General features: G+C 43.0%; 17 protein-coding genes. 5 read left to right on the top strand and 12 right to left on the bottom strand.

The features are described from left to right. A partial coding sequence (locus tag G2999_RS11820; RefSeq protein WP_010179115.1) for a UvrD-helicase domain-containing protein occupies window positions 1-1,222 on the bottom strand: 1,222 nt, incomplete at its 3' end. 115 nt (window positions 1,223-1,337) lie between these two features. Between G2999_RS11820 and G2999_RS04335 the strand changes: the two genes are divergently transcribed. Then, window positions 1,338-1,601 (top strand): accessory factor UbiK family protein, encoded by a 264-nt coding sequence (locus G2999_RS04335; RefSeq protein ID WP_010179113.1) that lies wholly within the window; start codon window positions 1,338-1,340, stop codon window positions 1,599-1,601. Here the strand turns inward: G2999_RS04335 and ubiA are convergent. From ubiA to G2999_RS04300, 7 genes are all read right to left on the bottom strand, one after another. Next, window positions 1,563-2,444 (bottom strand): 4-hydroxybenzoate octaprenyltransferase, encoded by an 882-nt coding sequence (gene ubiA, locus G2999_RS04330; protein WP_010179111.1) that lies wholly within the window; start codon window positions 2,442-2,444, stop codon window positions 1,563-1,565. The genes G2999_RS04335 and ubiA overlap by 39 nt on opposite strands. Continuing rightward, window positions 2,437-3,120: a chorismate lyase gene (locus G2999_RS12590; RefSeq protein ID WP_198006085.1), complete on the bottom strand. Its 684-nt coding sequence runs from the start codon at window positions 3,118-3,120 to the stop codon at window positions 2,437-2,439. Before G2999_RS12590 ends, ubiA begins: the two co-directional genes overlap by 8 nt. Before the next feature lie 63 nt (window positions 3,121-3,183). Then, window positions 3,184-4,053: a rhomboid family intramembrane serine protease GlpG gene (glpG, locus tag G2999_RS04320; RefSeq protein WP_010179108.1), complete on the bottom strand. Its 870-nt coding sequence runs from the start codon at window positions 4,051-4,053 to the stop codon at window positions 3,184-3,186. 24 nt (window positions 4,054-4,077) lie between these two features. Then, entirely contained in the window at window positions 4,078-4,407 is a 330-nt protein-coding gene (gene glpE / locus G2999_RS04315; protein ID WP_010179106.1) for a thiosulfate sulfurtransferase GlpE, read from the bottom strand. Window positions 4,408-4,459: 52 nt separating this feature from the next. After that, a complete protein-coding gene (tdh, locus tag G2999_RS04310) occupies window positions 4,460-5,482 on the bottom strand; it encodes an L-threonine 3-dehydrogenase (RefSeq protein WP_010179104.1) in 1,023 nt (340 codons plus the stop codon). Then, complete coding sequence (locus tag G2999_RS04305) at window positions 5,479-6,672, bottom strand: glycine C-acetyltransferase (RefSeq protein ID WP_010179102.1); 1,194 nt, start codon at window positions 6,670-6,672, stop codon at window positions 5,479-5,481. The genes tdh and G2999_RS04305 overlap by 4 nt, the downstream gene beginning before the upstream one ends. Window positions 6,673-6,816: 144 nt before the next feature. Then, entirely contained in the window at window positions 6,817-7,878 is a 1,062-nt protein-coding gene (locus G2999_RS04300) for a glycosyltransferase family 9 protein (RefSeq protein ID WP_010179100.1), read from the bottom strand. 92 nt (window positions 7,879-7,970) lie between these two features. Between G2999_RS04300 and G2999_RS11810 the strand changes: the two genes are divergently transcribed. Together G2999_RS11810 and coaD are read left to right on the top strand one after the other, a co-directional pair. After that, window positions 7,971-8,876 carry a 3-deoxy-D-manno-octulosonic acid kinase gene (locus tag G2999_RS11810; protein WP_010179098.1) on the top strand — a complete coding sequence of 302 codons (906 nt, stop codon included), beginning with the start codon at window positions 7,971-7,973 and terminating at the stop codon, window positions 8,874-8,876. A gap of 141 nt (window positions 8,877-9,017) precedes the next feature. Next, window positions 9,018-9,509 (top strand): pantetheine-phosphate adenylyltransferase, encoded by a 492-nt coding sequence (gene coaD / locus G2999_RS04290; RefSeq protein WP_010179096.1) that lies wholly within the window; start codon window positions 9,018-9,020, stop codon window positions 9,507-9,509. Here coaD and mutM read toward each other — a convergent pair whose 3' ends face one another. The 4 genes from mutM to radC all read right to left on the bottom strand — a co-directional run bounded on the left by mutM (window position 9,510) and on the right by radC (window position 11,719). Next, complete coding sequence (gene mutM / locus G2999_RS04285) at window positions 9,510-10,322, bottom strand: bifunctional DNA-formamidopyrimidine glycosylase/DNA-(apurinic or apyrimidinic site) lyase (protein WP_010179095.1); 813 nt, start codon at window positions 10,320-10,322, stop codon at window positions 9,510-9,512. 169 nt (window positions 10,323-10,491) lie between these two features. After that, complete coding sequence (gene rpmG / locus G2999_RS04280; protein WP_010179093.1) at window positions 10,492-10,647, bottom strand: 50S ribosomal protein L33; 156 nt, start codon at window positions 10,645-10,647, stop codon at window positions 10,492-10,494. A gap of 11 nt (window positions 10,648-10,658) precedes the next feature. Continuing rightward, a complete protein-coding gene (gene rpmB, locus G2999_RS04275) occupies window positions 10,659-10,895 on the bottom strand; it encodes a 50S ribosomal protein L28 (protein WP_010179091.1) in 237 nt (78 codons plus the stop codon). Between the two features lie 182 nt (window positions 10,896-11,077). Then, window positions 11,078-11,719, bottom strand: a complete 642-nt coding sequence (gene radC, locus G2999_RS04270) for a DNA repair protein RadC (protein WP_010179089.1) — start codon at window positions 11,717-11,719, stop codon at window positions 11,078-11,080. Window positions 11,720-11,836: 117 nt separating this feature from the next. Between radC and coaBC the strand changes: the two genes are divergently transcribed. Further along, on the top strand, window positions 11,837-13,087 hold the full coding sequence (gene coaBC, locus G2999_RS04265; protein WP_010179087.1) for a bifunctional phosphopantothenoylcysteine decarboxylase/phosphopantothenate--cysteine ligase CoaBC: 1,251 nt from the start codon (window positions 11,837-11,839) through the stop codon (window positions 13,085-13,087). A gap of 34 nt (window positions 13,088-13,121) precedes the next feature. Next, window positions 13,122-13,712 (top strand): nucleoid occlusion factor SlmA, encoded by a 591-nt coding sequence (gene slmA / locus G2999_RS04260; protein ID WP_010179085.1) that lies wholly within the window; start codon window positions 13,122-13,124, stop codon window positions 13,710-13,712. Window positions 13,713-13,944: the final 232 nt, after the last annotated feature.

Here is a 13,944-nt window from a genome sequence, read left to right as displayed (position 1 = left end):
TATTAATGATCCGGAGCATCGCATTATCATCATCTTGGTTTACTACTAAGCGTAAGTACGCCATGATATCTTTGATTTCAGCTCGCCCAAAAAACGAAGTCCCACCACTGATTTTATAGGGGATCCGGTTGGTCATTAATAGCTTTTCAAAGACACGTGACTGGTGATTTCCGCGATATAAAATCGCATAATCTTTAAAGTCTGTATTATTAATGAACTTATGCGCGATCAATTCAGCAATCACTCGCTCCGCTTCATGATCTTCATTCTTTGCCACCACGACTTTAAGCGATTCACCATAGGCTAATTCACTAAAAAGGGTCTTATCAAAAATATGTGGGTTATTTTGAATTAGGATATTTGCACAATGTAAAATGCGTCGTGATGAGCGATAATTTTGTTCTAACTTAATGACATTCAGTTCTGGAAAATCTTCTTGGAGTAACTGCAAATTCTTTGGTCGTGCTCCACGCCATGAATAAATGGATTGATCATCATCGCCAACGACAGTAAAACGACGTCGCTCGCCCACCAAGAGCTTCACTAAATCATATTGGGAAGTATTGGTGTCTTGGTACTCATCCACCAGCAAATATTTGATCTTTGATTGGATCTTTTTACGCGCTTCTTCATTATGTTTTAACAACAACGTCGGTAATAAGATTAAATCATCAAAATCCAATGCATTATATGCTTTGAGGTGATTTTGATATTGTTGGTAATAGACTGCAAATTGTTTTTCAGCTGGAGACTGAGCGGTGTTCAGCAGCTGCTCAGGTAATAACAGATCATTTTTCCAGTTTGATATACACGATTGCAACAGTTTCAACTGGTCTTTATCACCATCAAATTCGACTTCGGTCAAATCTTTAAGGAGCGCCATTGTGTCTTTATCATCAAATAATGAAAAACCAGGTTTTAAGCCCAGCGGCCTTACATTGGATTTAATGATATTTAAACCTAACGTATGAAAGGTCGAGACTTTTAAGCCTCGAGCTTCTGCTTTTGTTAATGTCTGAGCGACCCGCTCTTTCATTTCACGAGCAGCCTTATTCGTAAAGGTGACTGCTGCAATAAAACGCGCAGGCATCTCACATTCTCGCACTAAATGAGCGATTTTGTTGGTAATGACCCGCGTTTTACCACTTCCGGCACCTGCTAGTACGAGGCATGGGCCAGAGATAAATTTAACGGCTTGGTCTTGAGCTGGATTTAATTTCATAGGGTATATTGTAACTGATTAACATCCTCGCTTCCCACAAATATTGCATTGAAACTTCAGCTCATCAGGTTACAATGCCAATACGTTAATCAGCACTGTCGTAAAAGGAAAGCCCATGCTTGATCCAAAGAAAATTGAAGAATTCGCCAAATCGATCACCGATTCTATGCCAGATGGCATGAAGAAAATGGCGGAGGAAACCGAAGGTAAAGTCAAACAAGTCATCCAAGCTCAGCTTGCACGCATGGACATCGTGACTCGTGAAGAATTTGACGTACAATCCCAAGTATTACTGCGCACCCGCGAAAAGCTAATGGTCTTAGAACAACGTTTAGATGCCCTAGAGAAAGCTGAAGACGAGACCCAGCCAGAGGGCTAATCCGCCCCAGTGATTTTGGATGAACGCCTTGAAACATGCCTCTCGAGTAGGACTTTTTAGGAGGCGTTGATGGTAAATAAACATCAGCGCCATACATCCAGCGCCTAGCCAAAAGGGCCACGGTAACTGCAGTAGCGTACCCATTATAGCCAAACACCCTATAGTAATAAGCTGCAATACGCCGATCCATAATCGGTCATAGCTGCCAAATAAAATCGCCGTAGATTTCACTCCGATTTTCAAATCATCATCTCGATCGACCATCGCGTATTGCGTATCATAGGCCACGGTCCACGCTAAATTGGCCGCATATAACCACCAAATCCAACTCGGCACATGTTGGTTCACCGCCATAAATGCCATAGGTATCGCCCAACTAAATGCCGCGCCTAATACGACCTGAGGAAGCTGTGTATAGCGTTTCATGAAGGGATATGCTGATGCTAATAAGACAGCGACAAACGACAAGTACACCGTTTGAATATTTAGTTGTAGCACTAGTAATAAGGCAAGCAGCAATAACCCGAAGAAACACAGCCATGCTTGCTTTAAGCTAACCGCACCACTGATCAACGGTCTCGCTTGAGTACGTTTTACATGACCATCGATTTTCCTATCTGCGATATCATTGATCACGCAACCTGCTGCTCGCATCACCACGACACCCAGTACAAAAATGACTAAAACATCAACCTCAGGCATGCCTAAAGAGGCTAACCATAACGCCCATAAAGTAGGCCATAGCAATAGATAAATACCGACTGGCTTATCCATACGCATTAATAACCATAACCCTTTCAGAGTCGACGTTGATTCAGTCGAGGGCGAAGCTAAATTAGACATACGCAGGCGCTCCAGGTAAAAAGACTTCACTGACCAAAATATGATGCTTAGAATGGGATTTGTTCTGTGCCCTAGTCTCATTGGCCGAGGTATAAATAAATACAGACCGACGTGCCCATATAGCATGATGTTGCTTAAAATGATTGGCCAGGTGAGCAGCATTCACCACGCCTTGTGCAAGTAAATATGACACAAATTGATCATCAGCCTGGAACTTTGACACCATGAATGGTTGGCGTTGGAAACGGGGATCGTTAAACAGGAGTTTGCCCAAAGGCTGCGCGCCTATGTCATTAAGCACATCTTGGGTTAACTCATCAGGGAATACAGAACGGGCAAATACCCACGAATGACTATCACCTCGTAATACCACCTCGCGCACTACCGCTTCAGTCTGATCTGACTGTTGTATCAAATTCAGCTCATCAGATTGAGGCTCAGTTGTCATTTGCGTTAACACATCGACTGTAAATGTTGTACAGCACTGAGTCAGACGTTCGGTCAAAGACTCAATATTGAGTAACCAGTTTTGAGTATGTTGACTCGGTAAAATAGGCAACGCATTAACAACATCGGTTAATTGCTCAGCGGCATACCAAGGTGTATCAAAACGCACAGTCCCTTTTGATACAGTCCCTTTTAATTTAACACCTTGTAATTCAACTGGTTGAGTCACCACTTACCTCTTCATATATCAACACAACAAGATCTTACCGGATTTACCGATAGAATAAAAAATCTATTTTGAGCGTCCCATTTTTGCCCATCCCAGTGCAAGTAAACATCCAGATACTAACCCAAGTGAATGCGCGGTGTTGGCCATGGATACAAATAACACATCTGCATAGCCAATCATGAGCCATACCAGCATAAATCCTACGATCTGTGTTTGGATCTTAAAGCCCCATTGGGGTTTTAACCACCCCAACCACCAAGTAAAGCCCAGCAAACCATACACCACACCCGACATACCACCAAAATTAGGCCCATCCACATACAGCTGACCTATATTGGCACTGAAAGAAATAATTAGAAAAGTAATGACTAGACTTATTTTACCAAGGTGCTGTTCAATCGGACGCGCTAAGATCCACCACCATAACAAATTAAATGTGATATGGATCCCAGAGAAATGCAAAAAATTTGGTGTTAATAGGCGCCACCATTGACCCGTTTGTTGTAGCTCATGTATAGGTGCAATGAACAGCCTTGAATCGACCCACAGACGTGTTTCAATACTCACTATCATCATGCCAAACACGACTATGTTCACCAACATAATCAAATAAGTCAGCGGATAACGGGTTAATTGAGACTTAGATTGTCGATTGAAAAGCCGGTTGAATATAGATGAGTTATTGCCTGAGCGAGATGTATATAATTGGTGATTATCATTATCCCAGCTCGCAGCTTGGTAACGAGGATCATGCGGCGCATTAATAAAATGCGCAGTAATGATTTGTGCTTGCGCCATGTCGGCTTCGTTGACAAGCTCGACACAATACTGTTCTTCACTCTTACTTACGACACCACTTATGTGCTGTGAAGAAAGGTAATCCACTAAGGTGTAAGCTGGCTGAGGACTGCTAAAACACACCAATGTAAACATAATTAATTTATCAACATTGAAAGGTTATTCAGCAATCGAAGCTATCTCTTCAGGATAAACGCCTTGCCATTGGGTGAAGCCACCTTCCAAACTATAGACTTGTGTATAACCTTGTTCAGCAATATATTGCGCAGCTGGTTGGCTACTGATCCCGTGATAACAGGTCACAATAACCGGAGTATCTTCATCAGTCTCTTGTAAAAATTGCGCCATTATCCCGCTGTGCAGATGCATGGAATTGGGGATATGCGCTTGATTGAATACCTGCTCATCGCGGATATCGACCACCTGGACGTTACCAGATTCGATCATTTCCTTCGCTTTATCTACATTAATGATTTTGTAGTCGACCATGTCGTCTTCTTTCCTAAATTTTATATTTTAACAATACAAGTGAATAGTTATCTTACCACGTTAAGATCACTTTTCCTGATTTACCTGAATTCATAATCTCAAATCCATCGGCAAATCGATCGACACTCATTTGGTGCGTGATAATAGGCTCAAGATCTAACCCACTTTGGATTAAGCTAGCCATCTTATACCAAGTTTCGAACATTTCCCTACCATAGATACCTTTGATAGTTAGGCCTTTAAAAATGACCTGATTCCAATCGATCGACACATTCTCTGGCGGGATACCTAACATGGCAATTTTGCCACCGTGATTCATTTTGGCAAGCATATCACTAAATGCCACCGGCACACCGGACATTTCTAATCCAACATCAAAGCCTTCGGTCATACCTAATTCATTCATGACATCTTGAAGGCACGTTTGAGACACATCAACGGCTCGAGTTGCTCCCATCTTTTGAGCTAAAGCTAAACGATATGGATTAATATCTGTGATTACAACATGTCGCGCACCCACATGCTTTGCGACTGCAGCCGCCATAATCCCAATCGGTCCAGCACCAGTAATCAGTACATCTTCACCGACTAAATCAAATGATAAAGCGGTATGTACCGCATTGCCAAATGGGTCAAAAATAGCGGCTAATTCATCGCTAATATTATCGGGGATCTTAAATGCGTTAAACGCAGGGATCACTAAATATTCCGCAAAAGCGCCTTGGCGATTCACCCCAACGCCTTCGGTATTACGGCATAAATGACGTCTACCCGCGCGGCAATTTCGACAATGGCCACACGTAATATGACCTTCTCCAGATACGCGATCGCCTTTGCTAAACCCTTTTGCTTCACTGCCCATATCGACCACTTCACCCACATACTCATGACCAACAATCATAGGTACTGGAATCGTGTTTTGTGACCACGTATCCCAATTATAAATATGCATATCCGTGCCGCAGATAGCGGTCTTCCGAATTTTGATCAATAAATCATTTGGTCCAAATGTTGGCATCGGAGCATCATTCAGCCAGATCCCAGGCTTATCATATAATTTGGCTAACGATTTCATGCAATAACTCCTAGCTCGCGCCCCACGTCAATAAACGCATCTACTACCGCATCGACGTGTGCCAATGTGTGTGCTGCTGACATTTGGGTACGAATACGGGCTTGACCCTGTGGTACCACCGGAAAAGAAAACCCGACCACATATATACCCCGCTCCAATAATTTATCTGCCATCTGTGATGCAAGTTTAGCATCGCCTAACATGACAGGAATAATCGCATGATCTGCACCGCTTAAGGTAAAGCCCGCTTCACTCATGCGTGAACGGAAGTGGTGTGAATTTGCGTTTAATTGGGCACGTAGATCATCGCCTGATGCCATCATATCAAACACTTTGATGGCCGCTGTCACAATCGGAGGTGCAACAGAGTTTGAGAACAAGTATGGGCGGGAACGTTGACGTAACCAATCAATCACAGGTTTTTTACCCGAAGTATAACCTCCTGATGCGCCGCCTAGCGCTTTACCTAGCGTGCCCGTCATAATATCTACTCGTCCCAATACATCACAATACTCGTGTGAGCCACGCCCGTGTTCACCGACAAATCCTGTCGCATGACAATCATCCACCATGACCATCGCATCGTATTGATCTGCTAAATCGCATATGCCCTTGAGATTAGCAATCACCCCATCCATCGAAAACACACCATCGGTGGCTATCAGTTTATAACGTGCACCATCTGCTGTTGCTTGTTGTAGCTGAGCTTCTAATGCCGCCATATCATTATTCGCATAACGGTAACGTTTCGCTTTGGACAAACGCACCCCGTCAATAATACTGGCATGATTCAATGCATCCGATATAACCGCATCCTCAGCGGTCAGGATCGTCTCAAATAACCCGCCATTCGCGTCAAAACAAGAAGGATACAAAATCGTATCTTCCATACCTAAGAAAGCAGAAATTTTATCTTCTAATGTTTTGTGAATATCTTGAGTGCCACAAATAAAGCGCACCGAAGCGACACCGAATCCATGCGAGTCTAAACCCGCTTTCGCTGCTGCAATTAAATCAGGATGATTCGCAAGACCAAGGTAATTATTAGCGCAAAAATTAATGACCTCTTGCTCGCCTACAGACACATCGGCTTGCTGCTGTGAGGTAATAACCCGTTCTTTTTTGTAGAGACCTTGAGCGGTGATCTCATCGATTTGGTGTTGTAGGTGGCACTCGAAACTCTTTGGCATCGTAATACTCCATCTGTCGTTATTATCATTTTTACTAATTTTAAAACACTATGGACTAGGGATATAGGGTAAACGTTAAAAATGGGTAAAACTGCCACATTTTTTATAAAAAAGTTGCCATACATAGTCAAAAAGCGACGCTGTTTACGCTTTTACTGATGTGCTTTGTTGCTCAATTATTTGACTCATAGTCATCCAGACTTTTTCAACATCAATCCCATGCATTAAGTCTTTGCCTTTGGCTCGAGTGCCCCAGGGGAGTTTGTGCCAAGGACGCTTGAATTGTTGCTCTATCGCTTCATCATAAACACTGATAGTGTGATCTAATGATAAGTACGGACCAGTTCGTAAGGGGTTTGAATGGGCATATAAACCGACCACTGGGGTACCAACGGTTGTGGCCATATGTGCAGGTCCAGTATCAGGAGCAACTACACATTGAGCATGAGACATCAATGCTAGCATTTGTTTCAGACTGGTTTGCCCCACTAAATTAGTCCACTGATCTTGGGCTGATATACTCGCTGTGATATCTGCCGAGATTTGAGCATCTACAGGTCCAGGACCGCCACATAACACCGGCGTAATACCTGTTTTGATTAGGCGCTGCATAACTTCGGCATACCCTGATGCGGTCCAGTTGCGTTCTGCTTTTGATGCTGCAGGCGCAATAATCACAAATGGCCCAAATGCTTGGGCTTGATCATACGCCCATTGACGATCAGAGGCTTGAATTGGGATATCCCACGCCAATGGTTGACTAGGCACCCCGATAGCATCGGCAAACTGCATAAAGCCATCTAATACATGTGTATGTTGTGTAGCGGCGATGCGGCGATTAGTGAATAACCAGTGGCCTTCTTTGGCGCGAGCCCAATCAAAGCCAATGCGTTTTTTTGCTTTAACGACTGTTGATAACCAATTGGCACGAAGGGCCACTTGCATCATCAGCAACACATCAAATTCACGTCCTTGCAATGCACTTTTTAGTTGCGCTTTGGCCTGTGGGTGCTTTTTATCACACACAATAAATTCAACATGTGGCATACCTTGAACTAATTGATATTCAATCTTGCCAATCACCCATGTGATCTTGCACTCCGGCCAAGCTCGCGTAATACGAGTGATCATTGCCGCTGCATGACACACATCTCCAATGGCTGATAAACGCATAATACAAATAGATTGAGGTGAAGTTCGTGACATAGAACACATTTAATACTGGAAAATTTACAGCGTTATAGCATATTTTTTCGTACAATGCCTGATAATGTCGACCTACTAAGCACTCTACGACGATGAAACACGATCCTAATATTCTTAATTCACAACAATGGCAAATATCGGCTTCTTCTGATGGGCGCTACACATTGATTGCCCCGAATGCCGACGCATCAAGTGTTCGTTTACTTCGTTCAGTTCCCACGAGAGTATGGTTTGATGCTAACTACTGGAAAGATAACAATCAAATAATAGGGAGCAATTCGGGTCGCGGGATCACATATTTCATTCGTCAAGGTGTGAGCGAAATGGTGTTGCGCGCTTATCTGCGTGGCGGCATGATTGGTAAATGGATCAAACGTTCATTTTGGTTTGGACAGATTGAACGCACTAGAGTGTATCGTGAAATCGCCTTACTTGATTATCTCTATCACCAAGGTGTTGCGGTGCCAAAGCCAATAGCCGGTTTAATTACCCGTCACGGTGTATTCCCATTATCGGTATTTGGATGGGTTTACCGCAACAGTATTCTCTTAGAAAAAATCCCGCAGGCCAAGGATTTTCATGGTTTTTTACTCACGCAAAATGTGCTTATTGAACATTGGCAAGCCTTGGGCGCACAAATTGCTCACATGCATTTGTCAGGTGTTAATCATCATGATCTCAACATCGAAAACGTAATGCTCGATGACCAGGGTAAAGTGTGGTTAATTGATTTTGATAAATGTAGCTGGGTCGGTAACGCTTCATTACAACTCATCGCTGAAGATAATCTATCTCGATTAGCTCGCTCGTTACGTAAAAAGCAGCGTCTGCACAGTGGATACCATGTCTCCTCTGATGATTGGACTGCATTGCTCAATGGTTACATCGCATTTATCGAACAGCACCCCGACGCATTACAACTCGGCAAGGGTGAGGTAACTGATTTTACACAGGCTTTATCTCTGCAATTGGCATATTTACATATTGGTAATGAATAACACTGACGAATAACGCTCACCGTATTCGTCTTCAGGCAATATCATTAGATTTAAGTATCTTTAAACCGATTTTTAGTTGCATCCTTGTCCACAGTTGGCTACCTTTGCCCTTTGACCCACTATTCCCTTCAAGGATTGTTGATGAAAACTCGTGCTATTTATCCTGGAACATTCGATCCCATTACTAATGGTCATGCCGATTTAATTGAGCGTGGGGCCGATATGTTTGAACATATTATTGTGGGAATCGCATCAAACCCGACGAAGAAACCGTTATTCAGTCTCGAAGAGCGCGTCGAAATGATCACCGAAATCACTCATCATTTACCTAATGTTGAAGTCAAAGGCTTTACTGGCTTGTTAGCCGATTTTGCACAACATGAAAATGCGACAGTTTTGATTCGTGGTCTGCGCGCCGTATCGGATTTTGAATATGAATTTCAGTTAGCGAATATGAATCGACGTTTAAACCCGAATTTAGAAAGTGTTTTTTTAACCCCTGCAGAAGAGAACTCGTTTATTTCTTCGACTTTGGTTAAGGAAGTGGCTTTACATCATGGTGATGTTTCACAGTTCGTACATCCCGTCGTCAAAGCCGCATTATTAAGCCGACTGCATATCACTCAACCGTAATTAACGTTGGCAGCTAGGACACCAGAAAGTATTGCGCTGCCCAATCATCTGCGATTTAATCGGGGTATGACAACGTCTACATGGTTCACCACTGCGGCCATACACATTCAAATGCAGTCGAAAATACCCCGGATTGCCATCTACTTGAGAAAAATCTTTTAAGGTCGTGCCTCCTTGCGCTATCGCTGCGGCAAGGACTTCTTTGATATATCCGGTTAATGTAGCATAACGTGCCTTGCTGACTTTACCAGCAGCCCGCTTAGGAGCTATTTTAGCTAAGAACAGAGCTTCATTAGCATAGATATTCCCCACACCAACCACATGCTTATTGTCCATGATGAATTGCTTAACGGTACAGGTTCGACCCTGAGCACGCGTATAGAGGTGATCAATGGTAAAATCATCGGTTAATGGCTCAGGACCTAACGCACTAATAAGCACATGAGGTTCATCATCAACCCCTTGCCATAAACATGCACCAAATTTACGCGCATCATTAAAGCGCAAACATTGACCGTTAGTGAGATTAATATCAAGGTGATCATGTTTCTTCAGTGGTGTGTTTTGAGAAAATACTCTGAGATACCCTGTCATACCTAAATGCAAAATCACACTACCGACATCGGTATTAATAAACAGATACTTGGCACGACGGGTCACACTTCGGATTACGTGTCCATGAGTAGACAAGATCTCAGTAGGTACTGGCCAGCGCAATTTCGGCGTACGGATCTGAATACTTTCGATGGTTTGTCCGACTAATCCGGGCTCTATGCCCTGTCGGCTAACTTCAACCTCAGGTAATTCTGGCACGTTTGGTCACCTATACTAAATGTAGTGTTGTCATAAATCGAGTATATAGAACAACGCAACACAAAGGTAGTCACAGGCTAGGTTGACTGTATACATCAGAAAAATCGTTTATTTAGAAAGCAAAAAACCCGGCATAAACCGGGCTTTCGTGGAGACAAAACCAAACAAATTATTTGATTTTAGCTTCCTTGAACATCACGTGCTGACGAATTTTAGGATCAAACTTTTTGATCTCCATTTTGCCAGGCATATTACGTTTGTTCTTATCTGTGGTGTAGTAGAAACCAGTGCCAGCAGTAGATACTAATTTAATTTTATCACGCATAATCTAATTCCTTATACTTTCTCGCCACGAGCACGCATTTCAGTTAAAACTGAATCGATGCCCTTCTTATCGATAATACGCATACCCTTTGGAGTAAGACGTAATTTAACGAAACGGTTTTCAGACTCAACCCAAAAACGGTGAGTTTGTAAATTTGGTAAAAAACGACGACGAGTCGCGTTACGAGCGTGTGAGCGGTTATTACCGACTGCAGGACGCTTGCCTGTTACTTGACATACTTTAGCCATAGTATTTGTCTCCAGAACAACTTTAATAATTATCGAAACCTATATCGGATTTATCCACAGAGTTCCGAATAAGAGGGCGCATTTTATACAGTATTTAAAACTTAAAAGCAAACTATTTCGTGTATTTACTTTAATTATTTGTGCCGCAGAAATCTAAGTAAATAGCCGCTAAACCTTTATAATTAAGACAAACAGCCTCTTTGTGCTAATGATACCGCATTTCCTGCGCCTACCACAATATGATCCAACACTTGTACATCTATTAAATCTAAAGCTTGACGAATTCGCTGCGTAATCGCGATATCAGCCTGACTCGGCTCAGGGGTGCCGCTAGGATGATTATGCGCAAGTATGACATTGGCGGCATTGTAATCCAGTGCATATTTTACAATTTCTCGAGGATATACGGACGCAGCATTAATCGTCCCACTAAATAATTCCTTGTAATGCAAAAATTCATGCTGGTTATTCAATAGTGCAACCGCAAAGCGCTCTTGAGGGTAATATTGAAGTTGGCTAATAAAGAATGCTTTACTTTCATCAACAGAATCGAGTTTCATCATGCGTTCAACATGTTGCGCCCCTGTGCGCTTGTGAAGTTCCACCACAGCCTGGCACCGTTTATATTTTTGTGGCCCTACTCCAGGTATATCGCAAAATGCATTTTGACTCGCATTTAACACGCCATGTAATGATCCAAGCTCAGTCAGTAGCGTTTCCGCTAAGGCTTGACTATTTTCGCTAGAATGACGCTGTTGTAAGATCACGCCGAGCAATTGACTATCACTCCATTGACTAATATGACCCCGACTAGATGTTTGCATAGAAAGACTCCCTAATTAAAAAAGTGTTGGCAAAACTGCGATTAATACAGATAATGCATTGATTCAATAGCACCGATGCAACGTTTGTTTCGGTCACAGGTAAGTGAAGCAGAATTTATGGCATTACAGAATGTGAATGTGTTACTAGGTGTTACAGGTGGTATTGCTGCCTACAAGGCGCCTGACTTAGTCAGAAAACTAACTGGCCTTGGGGCCACTGTCCGTGTAGTCCTATCCCCATCGTCCTCAGCGTTTGTTACGCCACTATCGTTACAGGCTGTTAGTGGGAATATTGTCCACCAGCACTTACTTGACCCTGAAGCAGAAGCAGGCATGGGACATATTGAACTAGCACGCTGGGCTGATGTGCTTTTGATTGCCCCTGCCACTGCTCATTGTATCGCGAAATTAGCTCACGGCTTAGCCGATGATTTGCTCACGACCCTTGTTTTAGCCACAAATGCTCCTGTTTTTCTTGCGCCGGCCATGAATCAACAAATGTGGGCCGCACAGGCCACTCAAGACAATCTCAATATATTAACTCAACGGAACATTACATTATTTGGCCCTGCTTCAGGGGAGCAGGCCTGTGGCGATATAGGCTATGGGCGAATGCTAGAGACTCACGAAATTGCTAACATGTTAGACCAAGCACTCGTCGATATGCCAGTGCTCGCTTCAACACAAAGCATCGAGGTTGCCAGCTCTGAACCACTTCCTTTATCCGGTCAACATATCGTGATCACCGCGGGTCCTACACGTGAAGCCATTGACCCGGTACGTTATATTTCCAATCACAGCAGCGGTAAAATGGGCTACAGTCTGGCTGTTCAAGCATTAGCTCTGGGAGCTCAAGTGACATTGATCTCAGGACCCGTCGCTTTGCCAGCTCCTACAGGATGTAAATTCATCTCAGTGACTAGCGCCCTAGATATGCATACAGCCGCATTACATGCTATAGAGAATGCTGGTGATATATTTATAGCGTGCGCCGCTGTTGCAGATTATCGTGTCGCTAATGTTATGGACCATAAATTAAAGAAAAGTGCTGATGAAATGACGATTAGCCTGGTCAAAAACCCCGATATTTTAGCGGATGTTGCTGCATTATCTTCTCCCCCGTTTACCGTTGGCTTTGCCGCTGAAACGCATGACGTAGAGCATTACGCAAAAGATAAATTAACGCGGAAAAAACTGAATATGATCGCTGCAAATGATGTATCTCAATCGGATATTGGTTTTAACCAAAGCGATAATGCATTAACCGTTTTTACCGCAGATGCACAGATTGTCTTACCTAAACAAGATAAACTTGCATTAGCAAAAGAACTGCTTAAAATAGTGGCTCAACACGTAAGTAATCACTAATTAACTTGCATTCAATTGGTACAAGGATCCATTTATGGCAACTGCTAAAAAAAATAATCGCCGCGCACAAATTTTACAGACCCTCGCCAGTATGCTCGAGAGCAATAACGGTCAACGCATCACTACAGCGAAATTAGCAGAACAAGTTGGTGTTTCTGAAGCGGCGTTATATCGCCACTTTCCAAGTAAAGCGAAAATGTTTGAAGCCTTGATTGATTTTGTGGAAGAAACCTTGTTTACGCGTATTAATAAAATCATTACTGATGAAAAAGATACCGCTAATCGTTGTCAGCTAATCATGCACTTAGTGCTAGGTTTTGCTGAAAAGAATCCCGGTATTGCGCGCATTCTTCATGGTGACGCCTTAACTGGCGAGCGCGATAAATTACGAGGCCGTGTGGCGAAAATATTTGAGCGATTAGAAACGCAGCTAAAACAAGTTCTACGTGAACGTCGTGTGCGTGATGGAAAAACGTTACCGGTTGATGAGGCTGTACTAGCGAGCTTACTGGTATGTTATGCCGACGGTCGTATCAGTAATTTTATCCGTAGTGAATTTGCCCGTAAACCAACAGAACTATTCGCTGAACAATGGAGTGGTATCAAGGGTCTATACTTTGTATAACCTTGTGTAGAGCATATGAAAAAGCCGCTTTAGAAAAATTCCGAAGCGGCTTTTTTGTATCAGGTCAAACCGAGTTATTTCATTAAGTTATATGACTTACCAAACGTTTGACCAAAGAAACTATCGGCATTCCACATTGGACGCTGCGCCGCATTTCCTACTTCTAAACCAATCGCAAAATTCACTTGCGTAAAGTTGTACGCTGCGGTCCAGTTAAAAGGCTGATACAAAT

The sequence above is a fragment of the Glaciecola sp. HTCC2999 genome, from assembly GCF_000155775.1.
Classification (GTDB): domain Bacteria; phylum Pseudomonadota; class Gammaproteobacteria; order Enterobacterales; family Alteromonadaceae; genus Opacimonas.
This window is presented reverse-complemented; position numbering and strand designations above follow the sequence as displayed.